This window comes from Pseudomonas sp. RGB, assembly GCF_007713445.1.
Classification (GTDB): domain Bacteria; phylum Pseudomonadota; class Gammaproteobacteria; order Pseudomonadales; family Pseudomonadaceae; genus Aquipseudomonas.
This window is the reverse complement of record NZ_VMSH01000007.1, coordinates 120,102-144,287: the sequence shown is the minus strand read 5'-3', so window position 1 is coordinate 144,287 and position 24,186 is coordinate 120,102. Positions and strand designations below refer to the sequence as shown.

27 protein-coding genes are annotated in these 24,186 nt (G+C 61.7%); 14 read left to right on the top strand and 13 right to left on the bottom strand.

The window, feature by feature from the left end; all coding sequences use genetic code 11:
- Window positions 1-55 precede the first annotated feature (55 nt).
- Both FPT15_RS16750 and FPT15_RS16745 read left to right on the top strand, forming a co-directional pair.
- Window positions 56-1,243 (top strand): cyanate transporter, encoded by a 1,188-nt coding sequence (locus tag FPT15_RS16750; RefSeq protein WP_145162951.1) that lies wholly within the window; start codon window positions 56-58, stop codon window positions 1,241-1,243.
- A 137-nt stretch (window positions 1,244-1,380) separates the two neighbouring features.
- Complete coding sequence (locus FPT15_RS16745; RefSeq protein WP_145162949.1) at window positions 1,381-2,316, top strand: LysR family transcriptional regulator; 936 nt, start codon at window positions 1,381-1,383, stop codon at window positions 2,314-2,316.
- A gap of 3 nt (window positions 2,317-2,319) precedes the next feature.
- Here the strand turns inward: FPT15_RS16745 and FPT15_RS16740 are convergent, their stop codons facing one another.
- The 3 genes from FPT15_RS16740 to FPT15_RS16730 form a co-directional block, all read right to left on the bottom strand.
- Entirely contained in the window at window positions 2,320-2,682 is a 363-nt protein-coding gene (locus FPT15_RS16740; RefSeq protein WP_145162947.1) for a 5-carboxymethyl-2-hydroxymuconate Delta-isomerase, read from the bottom strand.
- Between the two features lie 71 nt (window positions 2,683-2,753).
- Window positions 2,754-3,941, bottom strand: a complete 1,188-nt coding sequence (locus tag FPT15_RS16735) for a low temperature requirement protein A (protein WP_145162945.1) — start codon at window positions 3,939-3,941, stop codon at window positions 2,754-2,756.
- Window positions 3,942-3,967: 26 nt separating this feature from the next.
- Window positions 3,968-4,903: a LysR substrate-binding domain-containing protein gene (locus FPT15_RS16730; RefSeq protein WP_145162943.1), complete on the bottom strand. Its 936-nt coding sequence runs from the start codon at window positions 4,901-4,903 to the stop codon at window positions 3,968-3,970.
- Between the two features lie 129 nt (window positions 4,904-5,032).
- Here FPT15_RS16730 and FPT15_RS16725 point away from each other — a divergent pair, with 129 nt between their 5' ends.
- The 4 genes from FPT15_RS16725 to FPT15_RS16710 all read left to right on the top strand — a co-directional run bounded on the left by FPT15_RS16725 (window position 5,033) and on the right by FPT15_RS16710 (window position 8,178).
- Window positions 5,033-5,212, top strand: coding sequence for a hypothetical protein (locus FPT15_RS16725; protein WP_106576985.1), 180 nt, complete (start codon window positions 5,033-5,035; stop codon window positions 5,210-5,212).
- Window positions 5,213-5,252: 40 nt separating this feature from the next.
- Complete coding sequence (locus FPT15_RS16720) at window positions 5,253-5,645, top strand: VOC family protein (protein WP_145162941.1); 393 nt, start codon at window positions 5,253-5,255, stop codon at window positions 5,643-5,645.
- A gap of 470 nt (window positions 5,646-6,115) precedes the next feature.
- Window positions 6,116-7,420, top strand: a complete 1,305-nt coding sequence (locus FPT15_RS16715) for an MFS transporter (protein WP_145162939.1) — start codon at window positions 6,116-6,118, stop codon at window positions 7,418-7,420.
- On the top strand, window positions 7,420-8,178 hold the full coding sequence (locus tag FPT15_RS16710; RefSeq protein WP_145163244.1) for a substrate-binding domain-containing protein: 759 nt from the start codon (window positions 7,420-7,422) through the stop codon (window positions 8,176-8,178). Before FPT15_RS16715 ends, FPT15_RS16710 begins: the two co-directional genes overlap by 1 nt.
- On the opposite strand, the gene FPT15_RS16705 is transcribed toward FPT15_RS16710, so the two are convergent.
- Window positions 8,170-9,072 (bottom strand): LysR family transcriptional regulator, encoded by a 903-nt coding sequence (locus tag FPT15_RS16705; RefSeq protein WP_106577295.1) that lies wholly within the window; start codon window positions 9,070-9,072, stop codon window positions 8,170-8,172. The genes FPT15_RS16710 and FPT15_RS16705 overlap by 9 nt on opposite strands.
- A gap of 425 nt (window positions 9,073-9,497) precedes the next feature.
- Between FPT15_RS16705 and FPT15_RS16700 the strand changes: the two genes are divergently transcribed.
- The 7 genes from FPT15_RS16700 to FPT15_RS16670 all read left to right on the top strand — a co-directional run bounded on the left by FPT15_RS16700 (window position 9,498) and on the right by FPT15_RS16670 (window position 15,885).
- Complete coding sequence (locus FPT15_RS16700; RefSeq protein ID WP_145162937.1) at window positions 9,498-10,349, top strand: STAS domain-containing protein; 852 nt, start codon at window positions 9,498-9,500, stop codon at window positions 10,347-10,349.
- Window positions 10,350-10,351: 2 nt separating this feature from the next.
- Window positions 10,352-10,714, top strand: a complete 363-nt coding sequence (locus FPT15_RS16695) for an STAS domain-containing protein (protein ID WP_145162935.1) — start codon at window positions 10,352-10,354, stop codon at window positions 10,712-10,714.
- Window positions 10,711-11,115, top strand: a complete 405-nt coding sequence (locus tag FPT15_RS16690) for an ATP-binding protein (RefSeq protein WP_145162933.1) — start codon at window positions 10,711-10,713, stop codon at window positions 11,113-11,115. The genes FPT15_RS16695 and FPT15_RS16690 overlap by 4 nt, the downstream gene beginning before the upstream one ends.
- Window positions 11,106-12,113: an ATP-binding protein gene (locus FPT15_RS16685; RefSeq protein ID WP_145162931.1), complete on the top strand. Its 1,008-nt coding sequence runs from the start codon at window positions 11,106-11,108 to the stop codon at window positions 12,111-12,113. Before FPT15_RS16690 ends, FPT15_RS16685 begins: the two co-directional genes overlap by 10 nt.
- Window positions 12,106-12,969 carry a sensor histidine kinase KdpD gene (locus tag FPT15_RS16680; protein WP_145162929.1) on the top strand — a complete coding sequence of 288 codons (864 nt, stop codon included), beginning with the start codon at window positions 12,106-12,108 and terminating at the stop codon, window positions 12,967-12,969. Before FPT15_RS16685 ends, FPT15_RS16680 begins: the two co-directional genes overlap by 8 nt.
- The gene (locus FPT15_RS16675; RefSeq protein WP_145162927.1) at window positions 12,959-14,893 is read left to right on the top strand and encodes a response regulator; all 1,935 of its coding nucleotides are present in this window, start codon (window positions 12,959-12,961) and stop codon (window positions 14,891-14,893) included. Before FPT15_RS16680 ends, FPT15_RS16675 begins: the two co-directional genes overlap by 11 nt.
- Before the next feature lie 98 nt (window positions 14,894-14,991).
- Window positions 14,992-15,885 (top strand): hypothetical protein, encoded by an 894-nt coding sequence (locus FPT15_RS16670; protein WP_178119707.1) that lies wholly within the window; start codon window positions 14,992-14,994, stop codon window positions 15,883-15,885.
- 28 nt (window positions 15,886-15,913) lie between these two features.
- Here the strand turns inward: FPT15_RS16670 and FPT15_RS30060 are convergent, their stop codons facing one another.
- The 4 genes from FPT15_RS30060 to FPT15_RS16655 all read right to left on the bottom strand — a co-directional run bounded on the left by FPT15_RS30060 (window position 15,914) and on the right by FPT15_RS16655 (window position 19,792).
- On the bottom strand, window positions 15,914-16,045 hold the full coding sequence (locus tag FPT15_RS30060; RefSeq protein WP_256586935.1) for a hypothetical protein: 132 nt from the start codon (window positions 16,043-16,045) through the stop codon (window positions 15,914-15,916).
- A gap of 74 nt (window positions 16,046-16,119) precedes the next feature.
- Window positions 16,120-17,142 carry a histone deacetylase family protein gene (locus tag FPT15_RS16665; RefSeq protein ID WP_145162925.1) on the bottom strand — a complete coding sequence of 341 codons (1,023 nt, stop codon included), beginning with the start codon at window positions 17,140-17,142 and terminating at the stop codon, window positions 16,120-16,122.
- Between the two features lie 87 nt (window positions 17,143-17,229).
- Window positions 17,230-18,459 carry a Zn-dependent hydrolase gene (locus FPT15_RS16660; RefSeq protein WP_145162923.1) on the bottom strand — a complete coding sequence of 410 codons (1,230 nt, stop codon included), beginning with the start codon at window positions 18,457-18,459 and terminating at the stop codon, window positions 17,230-17,232.
- Between the two features lie 13 nt (window positions 18,460-18,472).
- Entirely contained in the window at window positions 18,473-19,792 is a 1,320-nt protein-coding gene (locus tag FPT15_RS16655; RefSeq protein WP_145162921.1) for an MFS transporter, read from the bottom strand.
- A gap of 157 nt (window positions 19,793-19,949) precedes the next feature.
- Between FPT15_RS16655 and FPT15_RS16650 the strand changes: the two genes are divergently transcribed.
- On the top strand, window positions 19,950-20,909 hold the full coding sequence (locus FPT15_RS16650; protein WP_145162919.1) for a LysR family transcriptional regulator: 960 nt from the start codon (window positions 19,950-19,952) through the stop codon (window positions 20,907-20,909).
- Window positions 20,910-20,911: 2 nt separating this feature from the next.
- Here the strand turns inward: FPT15_RS16650 and FPT15_RS16645 are convergent, their stop codons facing one another.
- The 5 genes from FPT15_RS16645 to FPT15_RS16625 all read right to left on the bottom strand — a co-directional run bounded on the left by FPT15_RS16645 (window position 20,912) and on the right by FPT15_RS16625 (window position 24,177).
- Window positions 20,912-21,679: an anti-sigma factor gene (locus FPT15_RS16645; protein ID WP_145162917.1), complete on the bottom strand. Its 768-nt coding sequence runs from the start codon at window positions 21,677-21,679 to the stop codon at window positions 20,912-20,914.
- Window positions 21,676-22,161 carry an RNA polymerase sigma factor gene (locus FPT15_RS16640; protein ID WP_145163240.1) on the bottom strand — a complete coding sequence of 162 codons (486 nt, stop codon included), beginning with the start codon at window positions 22,159-22,161 and terminating at the stop codon, window positions 21,676-21,678. The genes FPT15_RS16645 and FPT15_RS16640 overlap by 4 nt, the downstream gene beginning before the upstream one ends.
- Before the next feature lie 72 nt (window positions 22,162-22,233).
- Window positions 22,234-22,785 carry a tetratricopeptide repeat protein gene (locus FPT15_RS16635; RefSeq protein WP_178119706.1) on the bottom strand — a complete coding sequence of 184 codons (552 nt, stop codon included), beginning with the start codon at window positions 22,783-22,785 and terminating at the stop codon, window positions 22,234-22,236.
- Window positions 22,786-22,819: 34 nt separating this feature from the next.
- Window positions 22,820-23,377, bottom strand: a complete 558-nt coding sequence (locus FPT15_RS16630; RefSeq protein WP_145162915.1) for a cytochrome b — start codon at window positions 23,375-23,377, stop codon at window positions 22,820-22,822.
- A 173-nt stretch (window positions 23,378-23,550) separates the two neighbouring features.
- The gene (locus FPT15_RS16625) at window positions 23,551-24,177 is read right to left on the bottom strand and encodes a response regulator transcription factor (RefSeq protein WP_145162913.1); all 627 of its coding nucleotides are present in this window, start codon (window positions 24,175-24,177) and stop codon (window positions 23,551-23,553) included.
- Window positions 24,178-24,186 lie beyond the last annotated feature (9 nt).

Genomic DNA, 24,186 nt, shown 5'->3' with positions numbered 1-24,186 from the left:
TGCTCGCCTCCCCCCTGCGTGGCCTGATTCGCCCTTGTCTCTTCAAGGCCCGCCCATGGAAAACGTTCGCGCAACGCCCACCACCGCCGTCTGGCTGATGATCAGCGTCGTACTGGTCGCCCTTAACCTGCGCCCGTCGATGGCTGCCGTCGGTCCGCTGTTGTCATCGATTCGCGGCGATGTGCCGTTGAGTTTCAGCAGCGCCGCCCTGCTGACCATGCTGCCGGTCATGGCCATGGGCCTGGCGATGTTCTTTGGCATGGGCCTGGGTAAACGCGTTGGCGAGCACCGCAGCATTGTGCTGTCGCTGCTGGTGATTGGCTTGGCCACGCTGTCGCGACTGTTTCTGGATTCGGCGCCAGGCTTGATCGTCAGCGCCATCGCTGCCGGCGTCGGTATCGCGATGATCCAGGCGTTGATGCCGGCGCTGATCAAGACACGCTTCAGCGCCAACGTCTCGCTGTTCATGGGCCTGTACGTCACCGCCATCATGGGGGGCGCGGCACTGGCCGCTTCGTTCGCGCCGCTCGTGCAGATGCAGACCGGCAGCTGGCGTATCGGCCTGGCCATCTGGACGGCACTCGCGCTATTGGCGCTGGTGTTCTGGTACGCCCAGCGTTCGGCAATGCCGCCACTGCCCCAGGCCGCCGGCGGCGCGCAGGAATCGTTTTTCGGCAATCGTCGTGCTTGGTTGCTGGCGATCTTCTTTGGCCTGGGCACCGCCTCCTACACCTGTGTGCTGGCGTGGCTGGCGCCCTACTACGTGGAGCAAGGCTGGAGCGAACAACATGCCGGCTTGCTGCTGGGGTTCTTGACCGCCATGGAAGTCGTGTCCGGCCTGATCACCCCGGCCATCGCCAACCGCCGCCAGGATAAACGCGGGGTAGTCGCGGTGTTGCTGGTGCAGATCATCTGCGGTTTCTGCGGCCTTATTCTCAGCCCTCAATACCTGAGCCTGCTGTGGCCTTGCCTGCTGGGCCTGGGCATTGGCGGTCTATTTCCGATGAGCCTGATCCTGTCCCTCGACCACTTGGACAACCCGCGCCGCGCCGGTGGCCTGACCGCGTTCGTGCAAGGCATCGGCTACCTGATTGCTGGCCTGTCGCCACTTATTGCCGGGATGATCCGCGACCAACTCGGCAGCTTCGAATGGGCCTGGTGGTCATTGACCGCCGTGATAGGGGTGATGCTGCTGATCGTCACGCGGTTCAATCCAAAGCATTACGCACGACATATCCGCTGACGTCGTATTGCCAACATTTTTTGTCCCACACCAAACATAGAAACGCCCTACAGAGCTTTCTATTGGCACGACCGTTCCGTTAAGCTTTTGCCCTTGTCGCGCGCTGCCTCAGTGCCAAGGCTTACCGGATGGAACGGATGCTAAACAGTAATTTGCTCAGAAAGCTCGATATGCAGGACTTGATGGTGTTCATCGCCGTCTACGACCAGAGCAGCGTTACCGAGGTGTCTGAAACGCTGTTCGTCAGCCAGTCCACTGTGAGTTACAGCCTGAAGAAACTGCGCACCAGTTTTGAGGATGAGCTGTTTATCAACACACGGGCAGGCATGCGGCCTACGTACAAAGCCACGACCATGTACGGGCATGTGCAGAAGATCCTCGAGAGCATCAACCTGTGCCACGCCGGTGGCCAGGCCTTCGACCCGACGCAGAAGGCCGTGACCTTCAATGTGTGCGCGCCGGAGTACTTTGAGCAACTGATCCTGCCCCGCCTGTTGAAGAACTTCGACCGCGCCGACCTGCCAGTGATCGTCAATGTGCAAAAGCTGGAAACCGAGATTCCCGCCGAGGACTTGCGCGAAGGTCGCCTCGACCTGGTGATTTGTTTCGGCCCGAACTTTCACCGCGCCCACAAAGACTTCAAGGCCCAGATGCTGCTGGAAGATGATTTGGTGTGTGTGTTCGATAAACGCGCGCCCCCGCGCGAGCCGGCGTTCAGCCTGCAATCCTTCGTCGAGCGGCGCCACGTGTTTCCCACGCCCTGGACCTCCCACACCAACATGATCGACGGCTGGCTGGCCCGCCAGGCCCACAAGCGCCAAGTGGTCGCCAGGGCCAACAGTTACAGCGCCGCGTTGAAGATGATCACCGGCACCGACTTCATCGTCACCCTGCCGCGCCGTGTGCAAAAGCTCTTGGCGCCCGCCAGCGTGTTTGGCCATTGCGAGGCGCCCAACGGGCTGCCGGGGTTCACCCTGGACATGCAGTGGAACGAAACCAGCGGCCAGGACAGCGCCAATACCTGGTTTCGTGAGCAAGTGGTGAAGGTGTGCGCCGATCTGGGGTTGTTGTAGCCCTCAGCCAATCGCGACTTTGCTGTAGGAATCGCGATCCATATCCACCAGCAAGACGCTGAGTTGAACCTGAATATCCGCCGGCCATTCGCCCTGGTCCTGCAACGCCGCCAACAGGCTTTCCGACAGCTGCTTCTTGACCTGCGGCGAGCGCCCGCTGAGCAGTGACAGCTTCAGCGCAATAAACCCGCGCGGGTTGAGTGAGGTGCCGACCTGAAACGTCTCAACCTTGACGGCGCGGCTTTTGATATCGAACTCGGAACCGAACTGCCCGGACGCCATCAGCACATTGTTGAGCCGCAACAGGGTTTTCTCGACGGCCAGGCCGGTCAGATTGGCGGTGTATTCCAGGTGCAGATGCGGCATGAAAAGCTCCGAATAGTTGTAGGAAAAAGAGCGATACATATAGCACGCAGCCGAACCGAATCAGAACGCTTTCAGTGTGAAACTTCGATCAGGCTGCGCAGCGCACGGTTTTCCCACACGGCTACGATCACCAGCACCGCCGTGGTCAGCGCGCCCAGCACCAAGGCCGAAAACACCTGCTGCAACCCAAGCGGCAACACCACCAGCAACATCAACAACCCGCCGAGGTGCGACAGCGGTGGCAATGACCGGTCACTCATGACCCACTTGAACAACGCGCTGCCCAATAGAAACAACCATGGGCCGGCGATGATCGCCACCACGCTGGCCTGGCTGGCGTGGCCCGGATGCACTAGCACCAGTTCGTCGGCCACCGCGCTGACAATGATGCCGGCGACAATCAACACGTGCAGGTAGGTATAGGCAATCCGCGCCTGGCGGCCCGGGTCGGCAGAGCTGGCAATGCGGTGATGGGCGCGCTCGGCGCCGCTGTCGAAATAGATCCACCACAGCGCAATGCTGCCCACCACCGCCACCAGGAATGCGCCCAGGCCTTCCATGCTCCAGGGCAATTGGGCAAAGGTGGCGCCGGTCACCAGCAATGATTCGCCAAGGGCAATGATCACAAACAGGCCGCAGCGTTCGGCCATGTGGTTGCCTTCGACGTTCCAGTCCGCCAGGGTCGAACGCCCCAGGCCCGGTACCCAGAAATACACCGACGGCGATATCAGCTCGATCAACAGCGCCAGCGCCCAGAAGGCCAGCCGTTGTTGACCGTCGAGCAGGCTGCCGGTGATCCAGAACACGCCGGAACACAACATCCACGCCAGGATTCGCTGAAAATTGCGAATCATGTTCAGCGACTCGCCGCGCACTGCCCACAACGCAAACAGCGTGCGTCCTACCTGCATGAACACGTAGGCGCCGGCAAACAGTACACCTCGGTCGGTAAAAGCCTTGGGAATCGAGGAAGACAGCAGCAGACCGGCCACCATCAAGCCGAACAGGCCGAGGCGGATCGGGATTTTTTCCGGATCGAGCCAGTTGGTGATCCACGACGTGAAGATCCACACCCACCACACCGCGACCATCATCAGCGCCACCTGCACCGCCCCGTCCAGGGTCAGGTGAGCCAACAGCGAATGGGACAATTGGGTCACGGCGAACACAAACACCAAGTCGAAAAACAGCTCGACCATGCCGACTTTGCCACTGTCATGACTGCCGCGCCCACGCAGCAAGGAACGGGATGGAATCATCGGTGGCACTCCTGAAGTGGGTTATCTCAAGATTTTGTCGCGAGCACCGGCAGCATGTCGCGCTCGCTCATGAACGCCTCCAGCCGCGAGCGCATCCAGCGTTCCGCCGGGTCGGTGTCGACGTGGCTGAGCCAGACCATGGACAAGTCCAGGGTCGGCGTTTCGAACGGAAAGGGCTCGCAAAACAGGTTGCCGCCAGCGGCCATGGCCTGGGCGGTGTAGTCCGGCAAGCTGGCGATCATGTCAGTGCCGGCGAGCAGCGCCGGGAGCGCACTGTATTGCGGCACCGACAGCACCACATGGCGCTTGCGGCCAATTTCGGCCAGCCATTCATCGGCAAACCCGGACACGTTGGCGGTGTGGGACACCAGCACATGAGGGCGTGCGCAATATTCGTCGAGGGTCAGCGGTTTATCCGAGACATCGGCGCGCAACAGGCAGGGGCGGATATGCCGTAGCAGTTTACGTTTGGCGTTCGCCGGCAGGCCGCGGGTCTGGGTGATGCCGACGGTGATATCGCCGGACGCCAGCAGATCAGGAATGCGCCAGTAATCTACGTGCTGCACCACGAACACCACCAACGGCGCTTCCTGGCGCAACGCCCGCAGCAATGGCGGCAGCAGGCCGAACTCAACGTCATCGGACAAGCCGATGCGAAAGGTCATGGTGCTCTGGGTGGGATCGAAATCGTGGGTCAGGCTCAGGGCCGACGACAGTGAATCCAGGGCCGGCGACAGGTGCTGAATGATCTCCTCGGCGCGCGCGGTGGGTTCCATACGGTGGCCGACGCGAATAAACAGTGGGTCATTGAACAAGGTGCGCAAACGGTTGAGGGCCGAACTGATGGTCGGCTGACCGAGAAACAGCTTCTCCGCCACCCGCGTGACATTGCGCTCGAGCATCAGTGCTTCGAAGACCACCATCAGGTTGATGTCGGCCTTGCGTAATTCATTGCGATTCATCGGCACCTGCCCCTTTCCCCAAGACAAGCCGCAGTTTAGAAAGCCCGCGGGGCTGCGTCTATGTGAACACTGTTCATCCGGCGGCTTTGGGATTATAAATCAGCGCTTGAAGGCCGCAGGAACACCATCGTGCTGTTCATTATTGCCTTGGCCATTGTGGTGGCCGGGTTTTGTCTCTGGGTAGTCAAGGGGATCGCCAACCCCACGGTGAGGACGCTGACGCGGGTGTTTGTCGGCCTGTGCCTGGCAACCGTGATCGCGTTTGTGGTGTTGGCGTGGGGGGTTCCCGTCTCCGTGCTGCTTTCATGAGCCGTTGCATTCATCCACTCTCAGCAAGGACCGCCTGATCGTGAAATTTGCCTACACCATCATCTATGTACCCGACGTTGCCGCCTCTCTGATGTTTTTCGAGAAAGCCTTCGGCTTCAGTCGCCGTTTCCTGCATGAATCGGGCACCTACGGCGAGCTTGAAACCGGCGACACCACGCTCTCGTTTGCAGCGCATGAGTTGGGCGAATTGAATTTCGACGGTGGCCATGTCCAGGCGCATGCTTCTAAAAGGCCGCTGGGGATGGAGGTCGGGTTTGTGACCGAAGACGTGTTCGTCGCCCATGCCAAAGCACTGGCCCACGGCGCGATAGAGCTGGCGCCACCCGCCACCAAGCCTTGGGGCCAGGTGGTGTCGTATGTGCGTTGCCCGGATGGCACGCTGGTGGAATTGTGTACGCCGATCGTAGGCTGACCGTGGCGCCAATGTAGGAGCGGGCTTGTTGGCGAAGGCGGTGAATCAGTGAGCCCATTGGTTACTGACACATTGCCTTCGCGAGCAAGCCCGCTCCCACCTTTAGACTGCGTTCGCTCATTCAGTCAGGGTTTGAGCGGCCGCTCCTGATCTCGCTCGGAAAGCTCCGTACCATCGTCCGGATGCTTCCAGGTCTGCGGCTTTTCCTCTTCGGGCTGTCGCCGAGGTTGCTCATGCGCGTGCTCATCCCGGTGCTCGTGTTTGTCAGCCATTGCCACCTCCCATCCGTAAGAATTGGTCACCGCTTCAAGCATAGAACAGTGGCGAGATTTTGGACGCGCACAGCGATTGATAGCCATGGCGCATCAATGTATCCAAATTACTCACTTATCATTTCTAAATGTGTCAGCCACTATCCGCGGTCTTAAGCGAAACAAGCACTTTAAAAAGAACGCTGGAGACACAAAACCATGACTAGCCCTTCCCGGCCCGACTCTGCCCGCTCGAAAGTGGGTGCGGTATTCCGCGTTACTTCGGGCAACTTCCTCGAACAGTTCGACTTCTTTCTGTTCGGCTTCTACGCCACCTATATCGCCGCCGCGTTCTTCCCCGCCGCCAATGAGTTTGCGTCATTAATGATGACCTTCGCCGTGTTCGGTGCAGGCTTCCTGATGCGACCGTTGGGCGCGATCATCCTGGGTGCCTATATCGATGACGTGGGTCGCCGCAAAGGGTTGATCGTGACCCTGTCGATCATGGCCAGCGGTACGCTGTTGATCGTGTTGGTGCCGGGTTATCAAACCATCGGCCTGTGGGCGCCTTTGCTGGTGCTGCTGGGCCGCTTGCTGCAGGGCTTCTCTGCCGGTGCGGAGCTGGGCGGTGTGTCGGTTTACCTTTCCGAAATGGCCACCCCGGGCCGCAAAGGTTTCTACACCAGCTGGCAGTCGGGCAGCCAACAGATCTCCATCGTGGTCGCCGCCGCGTTGGGTTACGGCCTGAACGTGTGGATGCAACCGGCCGTGGTTGCCGATTGGGGCTGGCGCATTCCGTTCGCCATCGGTTGCATCATCATCCCGTTCATCTTCGTACTGCGGCGCAACCTGCAGGAAACCGAAGAGTTCGCCAACCGCAAACATCGCCCAACCATGCGCGAAGTGCTGGCGACCCTGGTGAAGAACTGGACCGTGGTGATCGGCGGCATGCTGATGGTGGCGATGACCACCACCGCGTTCTACCTGATCACCGTGTACGCCCCGACCTTCGGCAAGACCGTGCTGCAACTGAGCACCTCCGACGCCCTGCTGGTGACCTTGCTGGTGGCCGTGTCGAACTTTGTCTGGCTGCCAATCGGCGGCACCCTGAGTGACCGTTTCGGCCGCAAGCCGGTGCTGGTGGCGATGACCCTGCTGACCGTGATCACCGCCTACCCGGCGCTGTCGTTTGTGGTCAACGCGCCGAGCTTCGGCCACATGCTGGAAACCCTGCTGTGGTTCTCGTTCCTGTACGGCATGTACAACGGCGCGATGATCCCGGCGCTGACCGAAATCATGCCGGTAGAAGTACGCGTGGCGGGCTTCTCGCTGGCCTATAGCCTGGCGACAGCGATCTTTGGCGGTTTCACGCCGGCGATCTCCACCTGGTTCATTCACATCACCGAAGACAAGGCCTCGCCGGCCTACTGGATGATGTTTGCCGCCTTGTGCGCGCTGTGCTCGACCCTCGCGTTGTACCGCCGCGCCAATACCCGCGGGCAGGTGATGCAGGGGGCCGCATGATGAAGGCGCTGTGCAAAACCCTGACCGCCCTGGCCCTCGGCGCTTTGGCGCTGACGGCCCAGGCCGAAGAGCTCAAGGTAATGACCTCCGGGGGCTTCACCGCCGCCTATAAACTGCTGGGCCCGCAATACGCCCAACAAAGCGGCGACACCCTCGACACCATCCTCGGCCCGTCCATGGGCAAGGCGCCGGAAGCGATTCCCAACCGCCTGGCCCGTGGCGAGCACGCCGACGTGGTGATCATGGTGGGCTACGCCCTGGATGACTTGATCAAGCAGGGCAAGGTCGACAAGGCCTCGCGGGTGGAGCTGGCCGATTCGCGCATCGGCCTGGTGGTCAAGCAAGGCGCCGCCAAGCCGGCGATCGGCACCGATGCCGAGTTGAAAGCGGTGCTCAGCCAGGCCAAGTCCGTGGCGTATTCGGACAGCGCCAGCGGTGTGTATGTCGAGAAGGAGCTGTTCAAAAAGCTCGGCATGCCCGCCAAGGGCAAGATGATCGAGCGCATCCCGGTGGCTTCGGTGGTCGCCAAGGGTGAATACGAGGTGGGCCTGCAGCAGGTGGCGGAATTGCTGCCGGTGCCGGGCGTGACTTACGTCGGCAAGATCCCGGAAGACGTGCAATCGGTGACGCGCTTTGCGGCGGGCATTCCGGTCAACGCTCAACATCCGGCGCAGGCCAAGGCACTGTTGCAGTACCTGGCCTCGCCCGAGGCGCAACCGCTGGTGCAATCCACCGGGTTGGACTCGGTGTCACACTGACCGAAACGGCATCTCCCGCACCAACCGTTCCAATTCCAGCGCCGCCGGTGGCAACGTCCGCCCGCGGCGCTTGATCAAGCCCACATTGCGCATCACCTGCGGTTCCACCAGCGGCACGCTTACCAGAATCGGGTGCGTGCCCGCCGGCATCGCAATCGACGGCACCATCGCCACGCCCAGCCCCGCCTCCACCAACCCGATCATCGTGGTCACGTGGTGGGTCTCGCAAATACTCGGTTTTTTCACCCGCACCCCACGCAGCGCCTGGTCCAGCAGGAAGCGGTTGCCTGAGGTTTTGTCCACGGTGATGTAGTCGTGCTCGTAAGCCTCGGCCCAGGTCACGCTCTCGCGCTCGGCCAACGGATGATCACGCCGACAGGCCAGTACGTAGCGCTCCTGCAATAACAGTTCAAATTCCACTTCGTCGGCCAGGCTGCCACTGAAACTCACGCCAAAATCCGCTTCGCCACTTTCCACCGCGTTGCACACCTCGCCGGCGCTGGCGTCCAGCACGCGCAGGCGAATCTTGGGGTACAGCTTATGGAATTCGGAGATCACGTGGGGCATGAAGTAGTAAGCGGTGGACGGCACACAGGCAATGGTCACGTTGCCCATGCGCGTGGACGCGACATTACTGATGCCCATCAAGGCGACATCAAGGTCGTCGAGCATGCGCTCCACTTGCGGCAGGAATGCCCGCCCGACCATGGTCAGGCTGACCCGCCGCGTGGTGCGTTCGAACAACTTCACCTCGAGGGCGGACTCAAGCTTTTCGATGCGCCGGCTCAGCGCCGGCTGCGAGATGCGGATGGCCTCGGCGGCGCCGCGAAAGCTGCCCTTGTCTACCACGGCGCGGAAAGCCTGGAGGTCGTTGAGGTCGAAGTTGATGATCACGGGATGGGCCAGTGTGGTCGATTTGGGGGGCATTATCGTATGGGCTGTGGTGACGCGCCATGTATGCCTGCACGGGTTTGAATTGATAACCCGGCTACAACGATCAAGCCAGTGATATAAGCGCGTTATGTGCGCCCGCACCGCAGCGACCTGCTACCTTCACTGCGTATGACGCCTTATCGGCGCCACTCGCAGGTACGGTGGATAAAACCCGTGAGACAGGTGTCGATACACACAGTGTTCAAGCGAGGGCAACGCCGACGCCGCGCGCTTGCGCCAGGACGGCAACTGATTGGCTTGGATACCAACGCCGAACGTTAGCAATACAGTGGGGTTTCAACACGAAAAATCCACGAAACAATTTAAAACAACCCAACTTAGTATAAATTGCACGCGAACAACCAAAGCCGTTCAAGGAGACTCCCGTGGCAACTCTTCAAGCTCATACAATCCAGGCGCTGCAAACCCAACGCCCTGCCCTGCTGAACGAATGGATTACGAGCCTCGAGGCTTCGGGAGCCACGCGAAACGTCAAGGGTGATGACGTCAAACAGCAAGCTGGCGACTTTCTTAATCTGCTGATCGACGCGCTCCTGCAAGGCGGCTCACAGCAAATAAACCATGAAAACTGGGCCGAAACCCGGGTCTTCCTGGAAAAGCTGTCGCACAGCCGCGCCTTGATCGGCCAGGACTCGCAACAAACCGCCAGCTTCATTTTCGCCCTTAAAGGCCCAGTGTTCACCTTGCTGCAACGTGAGTACGCCGAACAACCGGCGCAACTGGCCGAGCAACTCTGGGAAGTGTCCGAACTGCTCGATTCGCTGGGCATGCACACCATCCGCACCTTCCAGAAGTCCCGTGAGTCGGTCATCAAACGCCAGCAGGAAGAATTGCTGGAGTTGTCCACCCCCGTGGTGAAGCTGTGGGACGGCGTGCTGGCCCTGCCGATGATTGGCACCCTGGACTCGCAACGCACTCAGGTGGTCATGGAGTCGCTGCTGCAACGCATCGTCGACACCGGCTCGGAAATCGCCATTATCGACATCACCGGCGTGCCGACCGTCGACACCCTGGTGGCCCAGCACTTGCTGAAAACCGTCACCGCCATCCGCCTGATGGGTGCCGACTGCATCATCAGCGGCGTACGCCCACAAATTGCCCAGACCATCGTGCACCTGGGTCTGGACCTGCAAGGCGTGGTGACCAAAGCCAACCTGGCGGATGCCCTGGCGCTGGCGCTCAAACGCCTGGGCGTCACCATCAGCAAGGCTGTCTAAGCATGGAACGCATCCCTATTTTGCAGATGGGCGAGTTTTTGCTCGTGACCATTCAGGTCGACATGCACGACCAGCTGGCCATGACGCTGCAGGACGACCTGTCCGAACGCATCAGCCGCACCTCGGCGCGCGGCGTGCTGATCGACATTTCGGCGCTGGACATGGTGGACTCGTTTATCGGGCGCATGATCGGCACCATTTCCGGCCTGTCGCGCATCATGGACGCGCAGACCGTGCTGGTGGGCATGCAACCGGCGGTGGCCATTACCCTGGTGGAACTGGGCATGACCCTGCCCGGCGTGGCGACCGCATTGAACGTCGAGCGCGGCATGAAACTGCTGCGTGAACGGGTCGAGCACTTATGAGCCAAGCCAGCAGCGGCACGCATCCCGTGCTGATTGAACAGGACGTTGTGCTGGCCAGACAATTAGTACGCAGGCTGGCCCAGGACTGCGGCATGCGCCTGATCGACCTGACCAAGCTGGTCACGGCCGTCAGTGAGCTGGCGCGCAACACCGTGGTCTACGGCGGTGGCGGGTACATGGATTGGAGCGTCGTCGAAAGAGACCATCGCCCCGGCCTGCGCCTGACCTTTCGCGATGAAGGCCCCGGCATCCCCGACCTCAAGCTGGCCCTGACCGACGGCTGGACCTCCGGCAGCGGCCTGGGCCTGGGCCTGACCGGCGCCAGGCGCCTGGTGGACGAGTTTGAACTGGACACCGCACCCGGCAAGGGCACACGCGTGACGATCACCCGATGGACCTGAATATTCCCAGCGCCTTGACCCAAGTGCTTTTGATCGAAGATGTCAGCCAAATCGGCTATGCCCGGCGCAGTGCCCAGCAGCTTGCCGAGCTGCTGGGTTTTGATGAAACCGACGCCGGGCGCGTGGCCCTGGTGGCGACCGAACTTGCCAGCAACATCCTCAAGCATGCCACCCATGGCGAGCTGCACCTGCGCGCCACGGGCAACCAGGGTGTCGAAATGATCGCCGTCGACCGTGGCCAGGGCTTCGACCTGGAAAGCTGCCTGGTGGATGGGTTCTCCACGGGCGGCACGCAAGGCATCGGCATGGGCGCCATCTCACGCGTGGCCCAGGTCTTTGATGTGCATGCCGATCATCGGGGCACCGCGATGTTGGCGCGGCTCTACCCTCGCACCTCGAACGCGCGGGATATCCGCTATGGCGTCAGCCAGCATTCCTTGCACAACGATCCGGCGTGTGGCGACGCCTGGCACCTGGCAATCGAAGCGGGCCAGTTCAGCGTGATGGTTGCCGACGGCCTGGGCCATGGCAGCGAAGCCGAGCGCGCGGCGCGCGCGGGTGAAGAGATGTTCGCCCAAGACCCCTTCCAGGACTCGACCACACTGTTCAACGACATGCATATCGGCATGAACGGCACCCGGGGCGGCGCAGTGGCCGTGGCGCAATACGACGCCGTGGCCGACCGGCTGCGTTTCACCGGCGTGGGCAATATCGGCGCCAGCCTGATTGGCTTCGGCAAGTCGCGCGGGCTGGCTTCCCACCCGGGCATCGTCGGCGTGCAGTTTCGCAAGGCGCAACCCTTCGACTACGCTCAGGTCAGCGGCCAACTGCTGATCCTTTACAGCGACGGGCTGCAGTCACGCTGGAACCTTGCGGATTATCCCGGGCTTTGCCACCGCCACCCCGCCCTGATTGCCGCCATCCTTCACCGTGATTTCTGTCGCGGCCGGGATGACGTTACCGTCTTCGTGATTGCCCTGGAGGCCATTGATGGCTGACACCATTGCTTCGCTCACTGAGCAAGTGCGACGCCTGCACCAGGAAGCCGACGCCTTGCGTACCGAGTTGGATGAGACCAACCAGGGTGTGCTGGCACTGTATGCCGAACTGGATATGCAGGCCGATCAGTTGCGTCAGGCATCAGACCTGAAAAGCCGCTTCCTGTCGTACATGAGTCATGAATTTCGCACGCCCCTGGGCTCGATCCTGAGCATCACCAGCTTGCTTGCCGATGAACTCGACGGCCCTTTGAGCCCCGAGCAGCAGACCCAGGTAGGCTTTATCCGCAGCTCGGCGCGCGAGCTGCGGGAGATGGTGGACGACCTGCTGGACCTGGCCAAAATCGAGGCCGGGCGCATCACCATCTCGCCTGCCTGGTTTGACATGTTCGACCTGTTCTCGGCATTGCGCGGGATGTTCCGCCCGATCGTCGACGCCTCGTCGGTGGACCTCATCTTTGAAGAGCCCTCGGGCTTGCCCAAGCTCTACACCGATGACAAGAAGCTGGCGCAGATCCTGCGCAACTTTATCTCCAATGCCCTGAAGTTCACCCTGCAAGGTGAGGTGCGCGTGTCGGCACGCATGGAGAGCGCGCACGAAATCCGCTTTGCGGTGCAGGACACCGGCCTGGGCATTCCTGCCGAGCTGCACAACAACTTGTTCGAAGACTTTTCCCAGATCGACTCACCGCTGCAAAAGCGCCTGCGCGGCACCGGCCTGGGGCTCTCGCTGTGCAAGCGCTTTGCCGAGTTGCTCGGTGGCCGGGTCGGGGTGCAAAGCGCCCCAGGCGTTGGGTCGATGTTTTTTGTGATCATTCCTCTGTCTATCGCGGGCGGGCCTGCCGATGAATCGTGACATCCAGCTGCTGATCGTCGACGACAACGCCGCCACCCGCTATGCCCTACGCCGGCGCCTGGAAAGCCATCACTACCGCGTGCTCGAAGCCGGCACCGGCCAAGAGGGGCTGGACCTGATCGCGAGCAAAAAGATCGACGGGCTCATCCTCGACGTCAATCTGCCGGACATGAGCGGCTTCGACATCGTACGCGCGCTGCGCGCCGACCCGGCGACCGCCCTGCTACCGGTGGTGCATGTCTCGGCTGCGTCCATCGAGACGGGCGACATCATCACCGGCCTGGACGCCGGCGCCGATGCCTACCTGATCCACCCGGTGGACCCGGACGTGCTGCTGGCGACCCTGCGCACCTTGCTGCGCGTGCGTGACACCGAATACGCCTTGCGCGAGAGCGAGGCGCGCTTTCGCGAAATCTTCTTCAACATCAGCGCGCCGATAGCCGTCATGGACCCGCAGTTGAAGGTGCATGAATGCAACCACGCGTTCGCCCAACTGATCCAGGACAACCTGAACCCTGACGCCTTGCTCGAATGCTTCGCCAGCGATCAGCACGCCGTCATCCAGGAGTTGTGCCTGCGTCTCGCCGCGGGAGAGCGCTGGAAAGGCACCTTGCAAATGCAAGTCGACGGCCAGGTGCGCGAAACCGAGTGGCAAATCTCGCCCTATCGCCGGGCCGAATTGAGCCTGGTGTTTGTCGAAGACGTCACCGAGCATCGCCATCGCGAGCGCCATCAGCTGGCCGAGCTGACCAACGCCACCACGCAACTGGCGCGCACCGAGGCGCAGTTGCTGCAGGCACAGAAGATGGACGCGCTGGGCAAACTCACCGGCGGCATCGCTCACGACTTCAACAACCTGCTGACCGGGATCATCACCAGCCTTGAGCTGATCAAAAAACGCCTCGACACTCAACATACCGAGAAGGTCAAGGCTTATGCCGACGCCGCATTGAACTCGGCCCTGAGCGCCGCCGGCCTGACCAACCGCCTGCTTGCGTTTGCCCGCCAGCAGCCTCTGGACACGCGCCCGGTGGATATCAATGCGCACATCCGCTCACTGGAAGAGCTGCTGGTGCGCACGATCGGTGAACACATCGCGCTCAAACTCGAGCTGACCACCCACCCGGCCGTGGCGCTGGTTGATCCGATCCAACTGGAAAGCGCTGTGCTGAACCTGGTCATCAATGCCCGCGATGCGCTGCCCAAGGGCGGCAATATCTGGGTGACCACCTACCCTGCCTACTCCAACGGCAACCTGAAATTGGAAAACGGCGCCTACATCGCGCTCTCCGTGCGCGATAACGGCGTGGGCATCGAACACACTGTGATCGACAAAGTGTTCGACCCTTTCTTCACCACCAAGCCGCTGGGCCAGGGCACGGGGCTTGGGCTGTCGACCATCTACGGCTTTGCGCGCCAGTCCGGCGGCGACGCACAGATCCGCAGCGTCACCCGCCAGGGCACCGAGGTAACCATCATGCTGCCCGCTGCCTCGGGCCCGGCGAGCGTAACCACCAAGCCCGTTGCGGCGCCCGGGCTCAGCAGCGGCGAACACGTGCTGATCGTCGATGACATGCCCTCGGTGCGCAGCTTCGTCGCCGAGGTGCTGGTCGACGCCGGTTACCGCTGCAGCCTGGCGGCCGACGGTGATGAAGCGATCGCCACCCTGAACCAGGACACCAGCATCGACCTGTTGCTTACCGACGTGGGCCTGCCTTACATGACCGGGCGGGAATTGGCCGATGTCGCCCGAGGCTTGCGTCCTACGCTGCCGATTCTGTTCATGACCGGGTATGCGGAAAACGCGGCGAATCGCCAAAGCTTCCTGGGGGAAGGCATGGACCTGATCTCCAAACCGTTCCATATCGATGAGTTGCTGGAGAAGATCCGCCGCGGGCTGGACGGCCTGCCAGGCACCCAGTAAGGGGGACACGCAGGCCGCCCAGGCTAAATTGCAGGATGCTGTGCGGTGACAGGCTTGATACCGTGACCGGCCTTGCAATCTGCTACCGGCACCGAACAATGACTCAACCCAATAAGAACTATCGGCCCCTGCGCCTCGCATCGTGGGCGCTCGGCCTGCTGTGCACCGCCACCCTGGGCTTTTTTGCCTGGCAAAGTTTTTACCCGGTGCGCGCCGCCGATTCGTGGAGTTATCAGGTTTTGCACACCGATGTGGCCAAGGCCGCGTCGTTGATGCCCATGGCTGACGGCTCGTTGATGGTCACCCAGGAACTCAAGGACGGGCTGGGCAGCATCGTGCACATCCGGCTGGATGGAACGCGCGACGTCGTGCTCGGCAACCTGTCCAAACCCGACGGGATGTTGGCCACGCGGGGCGGCTGGGTGTTCAGCCAGGAAACCGGCAACGCCCCCGTCAGCTTTCTCAAGGACGGCGCGGTCACCGAATTGTTCAAAGGCGAAAACGTGCAAGGCCTGTGGGATGACGGCGACTACCTCTATGCCATCGAAGACCGCAGCCATGCTGGACGCCTGCTGCGCTATCGCTGGAGCGACCAGAGCATAAGCGTAATACGCGAGGGCCTGGACCAGGCGGAGTCGATCATCCGCTGCACGGATGGCCGCATGCTCTACACCAAAAAGAAAGAAGGCAGGGTGCGCGAACTGACCGCCGACGGCAGTGACCCGGTGGTGCTGGCCAAACTTAACCAGCCGACCTTTTTGATGTGCGATGAGCGGGGCCTGTGGGTCAATGAAGATTCCACGCACCGCGCACGCTTGTTGCTGATCGACAAACAGGGACGCCAGCAGACGATCCTGTCGTTTCTGAAGGCGCCGCAATCGATTGTGCGAACCGCAGACGGCACTTACCTGGTGGCCGAAGGGGGGCGCAACCGGGTACTCAAATTGGTGAACAATGCGCTGGCGGCGACCAGCGACGGCAAGACGCCCTGACGCCGCCCCGCGACAGACCGAACAACGCCTACTGGCAAGTGCCGCCTTTGTGGTGCGAGCCCGTGCCGCCCACCGGATGCGTGCCCTTTGGGCACGCCGCCGCGAACATCGGGGTGACCATCAAAACCACCAGCAACCCAACCAACGAAAGCTTTTTCATGCGACCCTCCGTAACGATCACGATGCGTGATGGCACAAAGATATCACGCATCCACGGAAGTTATCGCCTGCTCATTACACCCACGCCTTGGGGCCACTGAAAAACGCCTGCGCATTGCTGTCCAGTGTTTCCAGATGATAGCCACCCTCCTGCACAATCACGCAGGGTAAACCCAACTGCCGGATGCATTCGCCCAGGCGCGCAAACCCTTCACGGGTCACCGCCACTTTGCTTTGTGGGTCGAGTTCGTAGATATCGAACCCCAAGGACAACACCAGCACATCCGCCGAGAACTGCTTCACCGCCGCCAAGGCCAACTCGAGTTTTTCGAAGAACACCGCTTCGCTGGCGCCATGGGCCATGGGCAGGTTGAGGTTAAAGCCTGCACCGCCAGCCACGCCGCGCTCGTCGGCAAAGCCTGCAACGCCCGGGTAGAAGTTGGTCGGGTCGCCGTGGATCGACACATACAGCACGTCGTCGCGGTCGTAGAAAATCTCCTGGATGCCTTGGCCGTGGTGCATGTCGGTGTCCAGCACGGCCACGCGCGCAAAGCCTTCGCGCAGAACCTGGGCGGCCACCGCCGCATTGTTGATGTAGCAGAAACCACCCGCCGCATCGTAACGAGCATGGTGCCCCGGCGGGCGACACAGCGCGTAGGCCGCCGGCGCGCCGTCAAGGATGTGCTTGGCGGCGGCGACAGCACTTTGCGCCGACCAATACGCCGAACGCCACGTCAACTCGCCCACCGGGCAACTGCCATCCGCCAGGTAACGCGCAGCTTGGGCAAGGATGCCGCGCAGGGCGTTGGGTTCGCGCACGAAGATATTCGACATGACTTCGTCGCCCCAGTCTTCGGGGATCTCCTTCCAGCGTGAATGGGCTTCCTGCAAAAACGTCAGATAAGGCGCGCCGTGCACGCCAAGCAATGGGTCAAGGCCGTAGTCAGCAGGTGGCTGGATATCGAAGCCCAAGGTCTGCGCGGCCACCAGCAAGTTGCGCGCACGCTCGGGGACTTCCTGTGGCGTGCGCATCTGGCCGCGGGAGTAGTAGCTGCGCGGGTGGTGCAAGAGTTGTTCGGGGTGGAAAAACGTACGCATGAGATGCTCCTGTATAAACACCCAACCTCTGGGCACTGGCGTACCAGCGCCTGCAGTCGAATCAAGCCAGGTGTTGGCGTTGAGTCGTTAATCAGCTTGGCCTGCGCGCTGCAACACGGCGTTAAGCAATACATCGGTGCCTTGGCGCACATCCTCGGGCAGTACGTCTTCAGCTTCGTTATGGCTGAGCCCACCGACACACGGGATAAAAATCATCGCCGTCGGGCAGTACCGTGCCAGGTGAATCGCATCGTGGCCGGCGCCGCTGACGATGCGCTGCTGGCTGTAACCCAAGGCATCCACCGACGCCTGCACGCACGCCACACAATCGGCATCGAACGGCGTTGCCGGGCTGATCCAGTGCGCACTGATGCTGACCGTCAGGCCGCGCTTCTCGGCGATAGCCTGCAGGCGCGCGCGCACCTGTTGCTCCATGGCTTCAATGTCGGCGTCGCGGTGATGACGCAGGTCGACAGTGAAGGTCAGCAAGCCGGGAATGGTGTTGCGCGACGACTTGCTGATGCTCAACTCGCCGACCGTGGTCAGGCCTTCGGGGGCGAAATCGGCGGCGAGATTTTCCAGCGCCTGGATCATGTTGGCTGCGCCATACAGCGCGTCCTTGCGCAGGGGCATTGGCGTGGTGCCGGCATGCGCGGCCACGCCTTCGACCCGCACGTCGAGCCAGCGGATCGCCTGGCCACCGGTCACCACGCCGATGCTCTTGGCGTTGTCCTCGAGGATCGGGCCCTGCTCGATATGGGCTTCAAAATACGCGTCCACCGCGCCACCCAAGGGCCGTTCGCCGTTGTAGCCGGTGCTGCGCAACGCCTCGGCGACGCTGATGCCGGCCCCATCGATGGTGGCCAGCGCCTGGTCGAGTGCCAGGCTGCCGGTGAACACCGCCGAGCCGAGCATGGCCGGGGTGAAACGGGCGCCCTCCTCATTCGTCCACACCGCGATTTCCAGCGGCTTACGGGTTTGAATGCCGTGATCGTCAAGGCTGCGGAGCACTTCCAGGCCGGCCAGCACGCCGTAAACCCCGTCGAACCGCCCGCCTTCCGGCTGCGTGTCGAGGTGGCTGCCCATCATCACCGGGGCGGCGTCTTTGTCGGTACCGGCGCGGCGGGCGAACAGGTTGCCGATCGCATCCACGCTCAATGTCAGCCCGGCGGCGTTGCACCAATGGCTGAACAGTTCACGACCCGCCTGGTCCTCGGCACTCAAGGCCAGACGGCAACTGCCGCCACGCGCCGTGGCGCCGATCTCGGCCATGGCCATCAGGCTCGCCCACAGGCGTTGGCCATTAATCTTTAACATTACGCACGCTCCATTAAACGCTGTGGGCCATTTCAAGACGGTGGGCGCTGGCGTGGCGGCGCGACAATGCCAGTACGCACACCAGCGAGACCGCAGCGATCAGGCTGTAAAACACTGCCATGGGCCACCATTGGCCCTGGTATTCGTGGGCCAGCCACGTACCGATCAACGGCGTCAGGCCACCGGCCAGCGCGCCGCACACCTGGTAGGCCAGGGAGATCGCGGTGTAGCGCACGCGGGTTTCAAACAGGCCGCTGACAAACCCGGCGATCACCGCGTAGAACGAGGCCATGCACACCACGGCCAGGGCGATGCCAAGGATGATCAACGGCGCCTGCCCGCTGCTGACCAGCACGAACATCGGATAAGGTGAGGCCATCGCCAGCACGGTCATGGCGCACAGAAAACGCGTGGCCCCGACCTTCTCGGCCACCCAGGCAGCCAGTGGCTGGATGCAGAACTGGATGATGGCGACGACAAACAGGCATTCCAGAATCAGCGAACGCGGCAGGCCCAGTTGCTGAGTGCTGTAGGCAATCATGAAGGTGTTGGTGAAATACACGCCGGCAATGCCCAGGGTGTTGGCGCCGATGCACAACAGCAACGGGCGCCAGGCGGTTTTCAGCACTTCGATCACGGGCGCCTGGTCTTTCTGGATCGCCCGCGCTTTTTCGTCAATGGCCTTGTCTTCAAGGAATTCCGGTGACTCGTTGACCCCCAGGCGAATCGCCAGGCCGACGATCAACAGCAAGGCGCTGGCCAGAAACGGCAGGCGCCAACCCCAACTGAGCAGGTCCTCTTCCGGCAACCGGGTAACCGCGCTGAACGCCAGCAGCGACAGGATCAAACCCGCCGGGCTGCCCAGTTGAGCGAAAGACGCAAAGAAGTTTCGACGACCTTTCGGCGCATGTTCGCCGGCCATCAACACCGCACCGCCCCACTCACCGCCCACGGCGATGCCTTGCACCACGCGCAGCAGCACCAGCAATACCGGCGCCGCAACGCCAATTTGAGCGTAGGTCGGCAACAGGCCGATGCACACGGTGACCACGCCCATCATCACCAAGGTGATCACCAGGGATTTCTTGCGGCCGATGCGGTCACCGATATGCCCGAACACAATGCCGCCCAACGGCCGCGCGAAGAAGCCTACGGCGAACGTGCCGAACGCCGCCATGGTGCTGAACAGTTTGTCGTCGGAAGGAAAAAACAGTTGGCCGAACACCAGCGCGGCGGCGGTGGCGTAGATGTAAAAGTCGTACCACTCGATCATGGTGCCGATAAAAGCGGCGGCCGCAGCACGGCGCGGCTGCGGCGAAGCGGAAGGCTTCATGGGGCTGGCTCCTTTGGTTATTTTTTTGGCAGGAGAATGTCGAACGCACGCGCTCTGATGGCGCTTGGTAAGGGTGATTTATCGTCACAGGGCTATGATTAGTCAATTTTCTATTTATTATTCCGATTATAAATCCTGCTTATTATCGAGCTGCGCCATGCCCGACTTTCGCCGCGACAGTCACCCTCTGCTCAACGATCGACTGGACTGGAACCTGCTGCGCACCTTCCGTGTCATCGGCCAGGAACTGAGCATCAGTCGCGCCGCTGCGCGCCTGCACCTGACCCAGCCGGCCATCAGTCAGGCGCTCAAGCGCCTGGAAGAACAGCTGGGCTGCCAACTCATCGCCCGCCGTGGCCCGCGCTTCGCGCTCACCGAAGCGGGTGAACAGATCTTCACCATCGCCGGCGAGATGTATGGCCAGGTGTCGCAAATGAGCAATGCGCTGCAAAAACCCGGCGATGAAGTGCTCGGCAAAGTGCGTTTGCTGACGATCAGCCGGATCAACTCCGAGACCTTCGACGACTTCCTCGCCGCCTTTCACCGTGAGCATCCGCGCGTGGACCTGGAGGTTGAGGTGATGCGCAGCTCGGACATCGTCGCCGCCCTGCTGGAAAAAACCGCAACCCTGGGCCTGAGCCTTAATCGCCGGCCACAGCCACGCCTGGAACAGCACCTGTTCCTGCGCCAGCGCTATGCGTTTTTTTGCGGGCGTCACCATCCGCTGTTTGGGCGCAGCGGCTTGGCGGAAGGCGATTTGCAGTCGGAGAATTTTGTCAGTTTTACCAGCGACCAGATTGGCGGCATGTTGTCGCCGCTGACGATCTTTCGTGACCAGCAAGGGTTCAGCGGGCGCATCGTGGCGTCGTCGTCAAGCCTGGAAGAGGTGCGGCGCCTGGTGATTGCCGGTTATGGCTTGGGCTGTTTGCCGATTCATGTGGTGGCCGACGATGTGAAGCACGGGCTGCTGTGGCGGCTACCGCCGGATGACGGGATCGCCGATGTGGACATTCATCTGCTGTGGAATCGCGAGCAGAAGATGAGCCGGGCGGAGACGGTGTTTATCGAGCGTCTTTCGGCTCGGCTGGCGGGTGCTGCTGAGGATGCCAGTCACTGATTTCAACCCGCCAACGCGCGCTCGACGCTGCCAGCCATGGCCTGCAAATCGTCGACAGGGTTTCTACCGATCAGCATGAACCCATGGGACAGGTTAGCCCAATACACCACATTCAGGCCTCGGCGCTGCTCGGTCGCGACGGGCTGCGCGCCTCTTTTGCTAATCGTTATGCACAAGGCCAATGGCCCGTGGCGCGGGTCCAGGTAGGTCAGTTGACCAATCAGAACGCCGTCATAATCGAGGATCTGCGCACGCCGAAACTCGGCACCGGGCAGGTCTACCGCGCGCGCGGTTAACGGCAGGCCCAGTTGTGCGCCCACGGAACGCAGTTGGGCAGCCTGCAACGCGGGGTCGGCGCTGAGGTTTTCCAGGGTCTGCGGCGTGTACAAGGCCATGTACTCGGCGACCGAGGCGCGCCAGCCTTGGCCGGACTCCGCCCGTGGCCAGCTCATGAACACGCGGTCGGCGACCACACCGGCCACGGCAAACCCCGCCGCCACAGCCAGCAAACGCCGGCGACTCAAGGTGGGCGCCTGTACCGGGGGCAGCGCGTTGAGCATGGTCTGCAGGCGTTCGCCGGGGGCTTGGTCCAGCACCGCGTCGAACGCGGCCTTGAAGGGTAAATCGGCGCACTGCAAGGCCTGAAGGCGTGCGGCAAGTGCCGGGTCAGTGCTGACCTGATCGGCGATAAGCCGATGCTGCCCAGCCTCCAGTTCGCCATCCAGGTAAGCCACCAACAGTTCATCGGACACTGGGTTTGTGTGAGTCATCGCCGTTCTCCGCTGGCTTGATCCTGCCGGTTTTTTGCAGGGGCGGTCTCGGCCAGCGTCAAACGCGCGGCCGCCAGCCGGCTCATTACGGTGCCCACGGGAATACGCAGCACCTCGGCAATTTCCTTGTAGGAAAGCCCTTCGACATACGCCAGAAATACCGTTTCGCGCTGCGCCTCGGGCAAGCCGTTGACGCGTTTGATCACCTGCGCGGCCAATACCTGCTCCTGCGCCTGGCGTTCGCCATCGAAGGACAACGCCTGCTCCGCATCAACAAAACCCTGGCCCTGACGCACCCGCTGCGAGCGCACTTCATTGAGCCAGATGGAATGCATGATCGCCAGCAGCCAACGGTCCAGCCGCGTGCCGGCCGCGAACTGGCCGGCACGCTCCAGCGCGCGGACACAGGTGGCTTGCACGAGATCTTCGGCCAGGTGCTTTTGGCGCGACAGTACCCACCCGTATCGCCACAAACGTGGCAACAGCAGGCCTAACTCGCGACGAAAATCGGCCTCGTGGGTGATGGCTGCCCCCTGCTCGCGCACTCAGTGGATTCAAGCCTGTGGCGCAGCGGCAATCGCTTCGGCCAGGTCTTCGTATTCTTCGCAGGTGGTGCTGCACAGGGCTTTGATTTTCACCAATTGCTCCTGCGCCAGGTCGACGCGCCCCTTGATCACGTAAGCCTCACCCAGGTATTCGCGAACCTGGGCGTAGTTGGGATCGAGCGCGACCGACTTCAGGTAATAACCGATGCCTTCATCGGTACGCCCAAGCTTGCGCGTGGCGTAACCGCGGTAGTTGAGGGCCTTGGCGGTGTTCGGGTTTTGCAGGGTGTCGAGCAAGGCCAGGGCCTCGTCGTAGCGCCCATCTTTGGCCAGGCGGTAGGCGTAATCGGTGCGGTCGGCATCCGAGGTGGCTTTGCTGGTTTGCAGCACGCATTTTGCGGTCTTGGTGTCCCAGACCTGGCCTTTGGGGCAATTGGGCTTGGGCGGTGCCGACTCGTCACCGGAGGCATGGGCCTGGCCCGCGAGTAACGCGGCAGCCAGGCACGCGCCGTAGAACAGCGCGGTGCGGTAACTGACGGGGTGTGGGTGACGGTTTTTCATGGCGGTCATGCTCCGTAGCGATAGGGAGGAAACATCACTTTTGAAACACATTGCGTGAACCCGGCAGCATGCGGCGCAGCGTGCTGTCGCCCAGTACATAGTGATGCCAGAGCGCAGCCGCGGCATGCAGGCCCGCCAGCAGGATGATCGCCCAGGCCACATTGTTATGCAGGCCGCCAAGGGTGCCGCGCCATTCGTGATCGATCACGAAAGGCGCAGGAACCGCGAACAGTCCGAAAAAGTTGAAGGGTTCGCCTTGAGCCCAGCGAAACATAAAGCCCAGGGCAATCTGCGCGAGCAACAACAGGTACAGGCAACCATGCGCCATTTTTGCGAACAGGTTAAGCGTTGGGTGACTGTCGGCCTTCGGGCGATTGCCGCCGAACACGCGCCATACAATCCGCACGACGATCAACAGGGCCATGGCGATGCCGAGCGAGATATGTACCGATTGCAGGCCCTTGCGCAACGGCGTGCCCTTTTCGAGGTTTTCCCAGATGTGCGCACTGGCAAACATGAAGATCACCACGGCGGCGGTGAGCCAGTGCAAAGTGCGGGTCAGGCGGTCGTAGCGGTCGGCATGGCGGTTCATGGGCGTTCCCTGGGTGGTCTGTGAGGTGAACACCGCAGCGGCGCAGGTTATTCGGTGAGGCGCGAAAAATTTATTCGAAGAGGATGTGGCGAGGGTTTTGGCTATGTACAGGGACAAAGCGGCGCCAGCGTTTTGCAGGGTGCATAGCCGTCACCGCTGACGAGCATCGCCGGCTAAATCAGATTATTGCGCCTGGCAATGTCCGCCAGGTCCACCACCGATTTCACATTGAGCTTGGCCAGCAAACGCGCTTTATAGCAACTCACGGTCTTGCTGCTGAGCAAAATATTCTGGGCAATGTCCTTGTTACTCATGCCTCGGGACAACTGCTGAAATACCGAGAGTTCACGGTTGGACAGCGAGGCGATCAGTTGCGCCTCATCCACGGCCAATGCGCGTTTGCGCGAAAACGCCACCACCGTTTCCGGGTAATAGACATAGCCCTTCATCACGGTTTTCATGGCCTGGGCCAGTACGCTCAGTTCATCGGTCTTGCTGATGAACCCCGAGGCCCCGGCGCTGATGCAACGCGTGGCGTAGTGCTCCGAGGAAAGCGAGGTGAGGACGATGATCCGGGTGTTCAACTCAAGCGCGCGGATTCTTTCGATCACCGCAATGCCGTCCAGGCGCGGCATGGTGATGTCCAGCAACACCAGGTCCGGGGTCAGTTGACGGACCTGGCTGATGGCGTCGACGCCATTGTCGGTCTCGCCCACCACTTCATAACCTTCCTCACTCACGAGCGTACGCAGCGCGGTCCTGATAAAAGGGTGGTCATCGACCACCAGGACTTTATACATCTGCAGCTT

Coding starts and splice junctions, on each gene's coding strand:
- FPT15_RS16675 (WP_145162927.1), top strand. CDS start 12,959: ATGAATCGTGACATCCAGCTGCTGATCGTCGACGACAACGCCGCCACC.
- FPT15_RS16635 (WP_178119706.1), bottom strand. CDS start 22,785: ATGAAAAACCGTCACCCACACCCCGTCAGTTACCGCACCGCGCTGTTC.
- FPT15_RS16645 (WP_145162917.1), bottom strand. CDS start 21,679: ATGACTCACACAAACCCAGTGTCCGATGAACTGTTGGTGGCTTACCTG.
- FPT15_RS16695 (WP_145162935.1), top strand. CDS start 10,352: ATGGAACGCATCCCTATTTTGCAGATGGGCGAGTTTTTGCTCGTGACC.
- FPT15_RS16625 (WP_145162913.1), bottom strand. CDS start 24,177: ATGTATAAAGTCCTGGTGGTCGATGACCACCCTTTTATCAGGACCGCG.
- FPT15_RS16680 (WP_145162929.1), top strand. CDS start 12,106: ATGGCTGACACCATTGCTTCGCTCACTGAGCAAGTGCGACGCCTGCAC.
- FPT15_RS16665 (WP_145162925.1), bottom strand. CDS start 17,142: ATGCGTACGTTTTTCCACCCCGAACAACTCTTGCACCACCCGCGCAGC.
- FPT15_RS16750 (WP_145162951.1), top strand. CDS start 56: ATGGAAAACGTTCGCGCAACGCCCACCACCGCCGTCTGGCTGATGATC.
- FPT15_RS16735 (WP_145162945.1), bottom strand. CDS start 3,941: ATGATTCCATCCCGTTCCTTGCTGCGTGGGCGCGGCAGTCATGACAGT.
- FPT15_RS16690 (WP_145162933.1), top strand. CDS start 10,711: ATGAGCCAAGCCAGCAGCGGCACGCATCCCGTGCTGATTGAACAGGAC.
- FPT15_RS16745 (WP_145162949.1), top strand. CDS start 1,381: ATGCTAAACAGTAATTTGCTCAGAAAGCTCGATATGCAGGACTTGATG.
- FPT15_RS16670 (WP_178119707.1), top strand. CDS start 14,992: ATGACTCAACCCAATAAGAACTATCGGCCCCTGCGCCTCGCATCGTGG.
- FPT15_RS16660 (WP_145162923.1), bottom strand. CDS start 18,459: ATGTTAAAGATTAATGGCCAACGCCTGTGGGCGAGCCTGATGGCCATG.
- FPT15_RS16730 (WP_145162943.1), bottom strand. CDS start 4,903: ATGAATCGCAATGAATTACGCAAGGCCGACATCAACCTGATGGTGGTC.
- FPT15_RS30060 (WP_256586935.1), bottom strand. CDS start 16,045: ATGAAAAAGCTTTCGTTGGTTGGGTTGCTGGTGGTTTTGATGGTCACC.
- FPT15_RS16740 (WP_145162947.1), bottom strand. CDS start 2,682: ATGCCGCATCTGCACCTGGAATACACCGCCAATCTGACCGGCCTGGCC.
- FPT15_RS16710 (WP_145163244.1), top strand. CDS start 7,420: ATGAAGGCGCTGTGCAAAACCCTGACCGCCCTGGCCCTCGGCGCTTTG.
- FPT15_RS16630 (WP_145162915.1), bottom strand. CDS start 23,377: ATGAACCGCCATGCCGACCGCTACGACCGCCTGACCCGCACTTTGCAC.
- FPT15_RS16685 (WP_145162931.1), top strand. CDS start 11,106: ATGGACCTGAATATTCCCAGCGCCTTGACCCAAGTGCTTTTGATCGAA.
- FPT15_RS16655 (WP_145162921.1), bottom strand. CDS start 19,792: ATGAAGCCTTCCGCTTCGCCGCAGCCGCGCCGTGCTGCGGCCGCCGCT.
- FPT15_RS16715 (WP_145162939.1), top strand. CDS start 6,116: ATGACTAGCCCTTCCCGGCCCGACTCTGCCCGCTCGAAAGTGGGTGCG.
- FPT15_RS16650 (WP_145162919.1), top strand. CDS start 19,950: ATGCCCGACTTTCGCCGCGACAGTCACCCTCTGCTCAACGATCGACTG.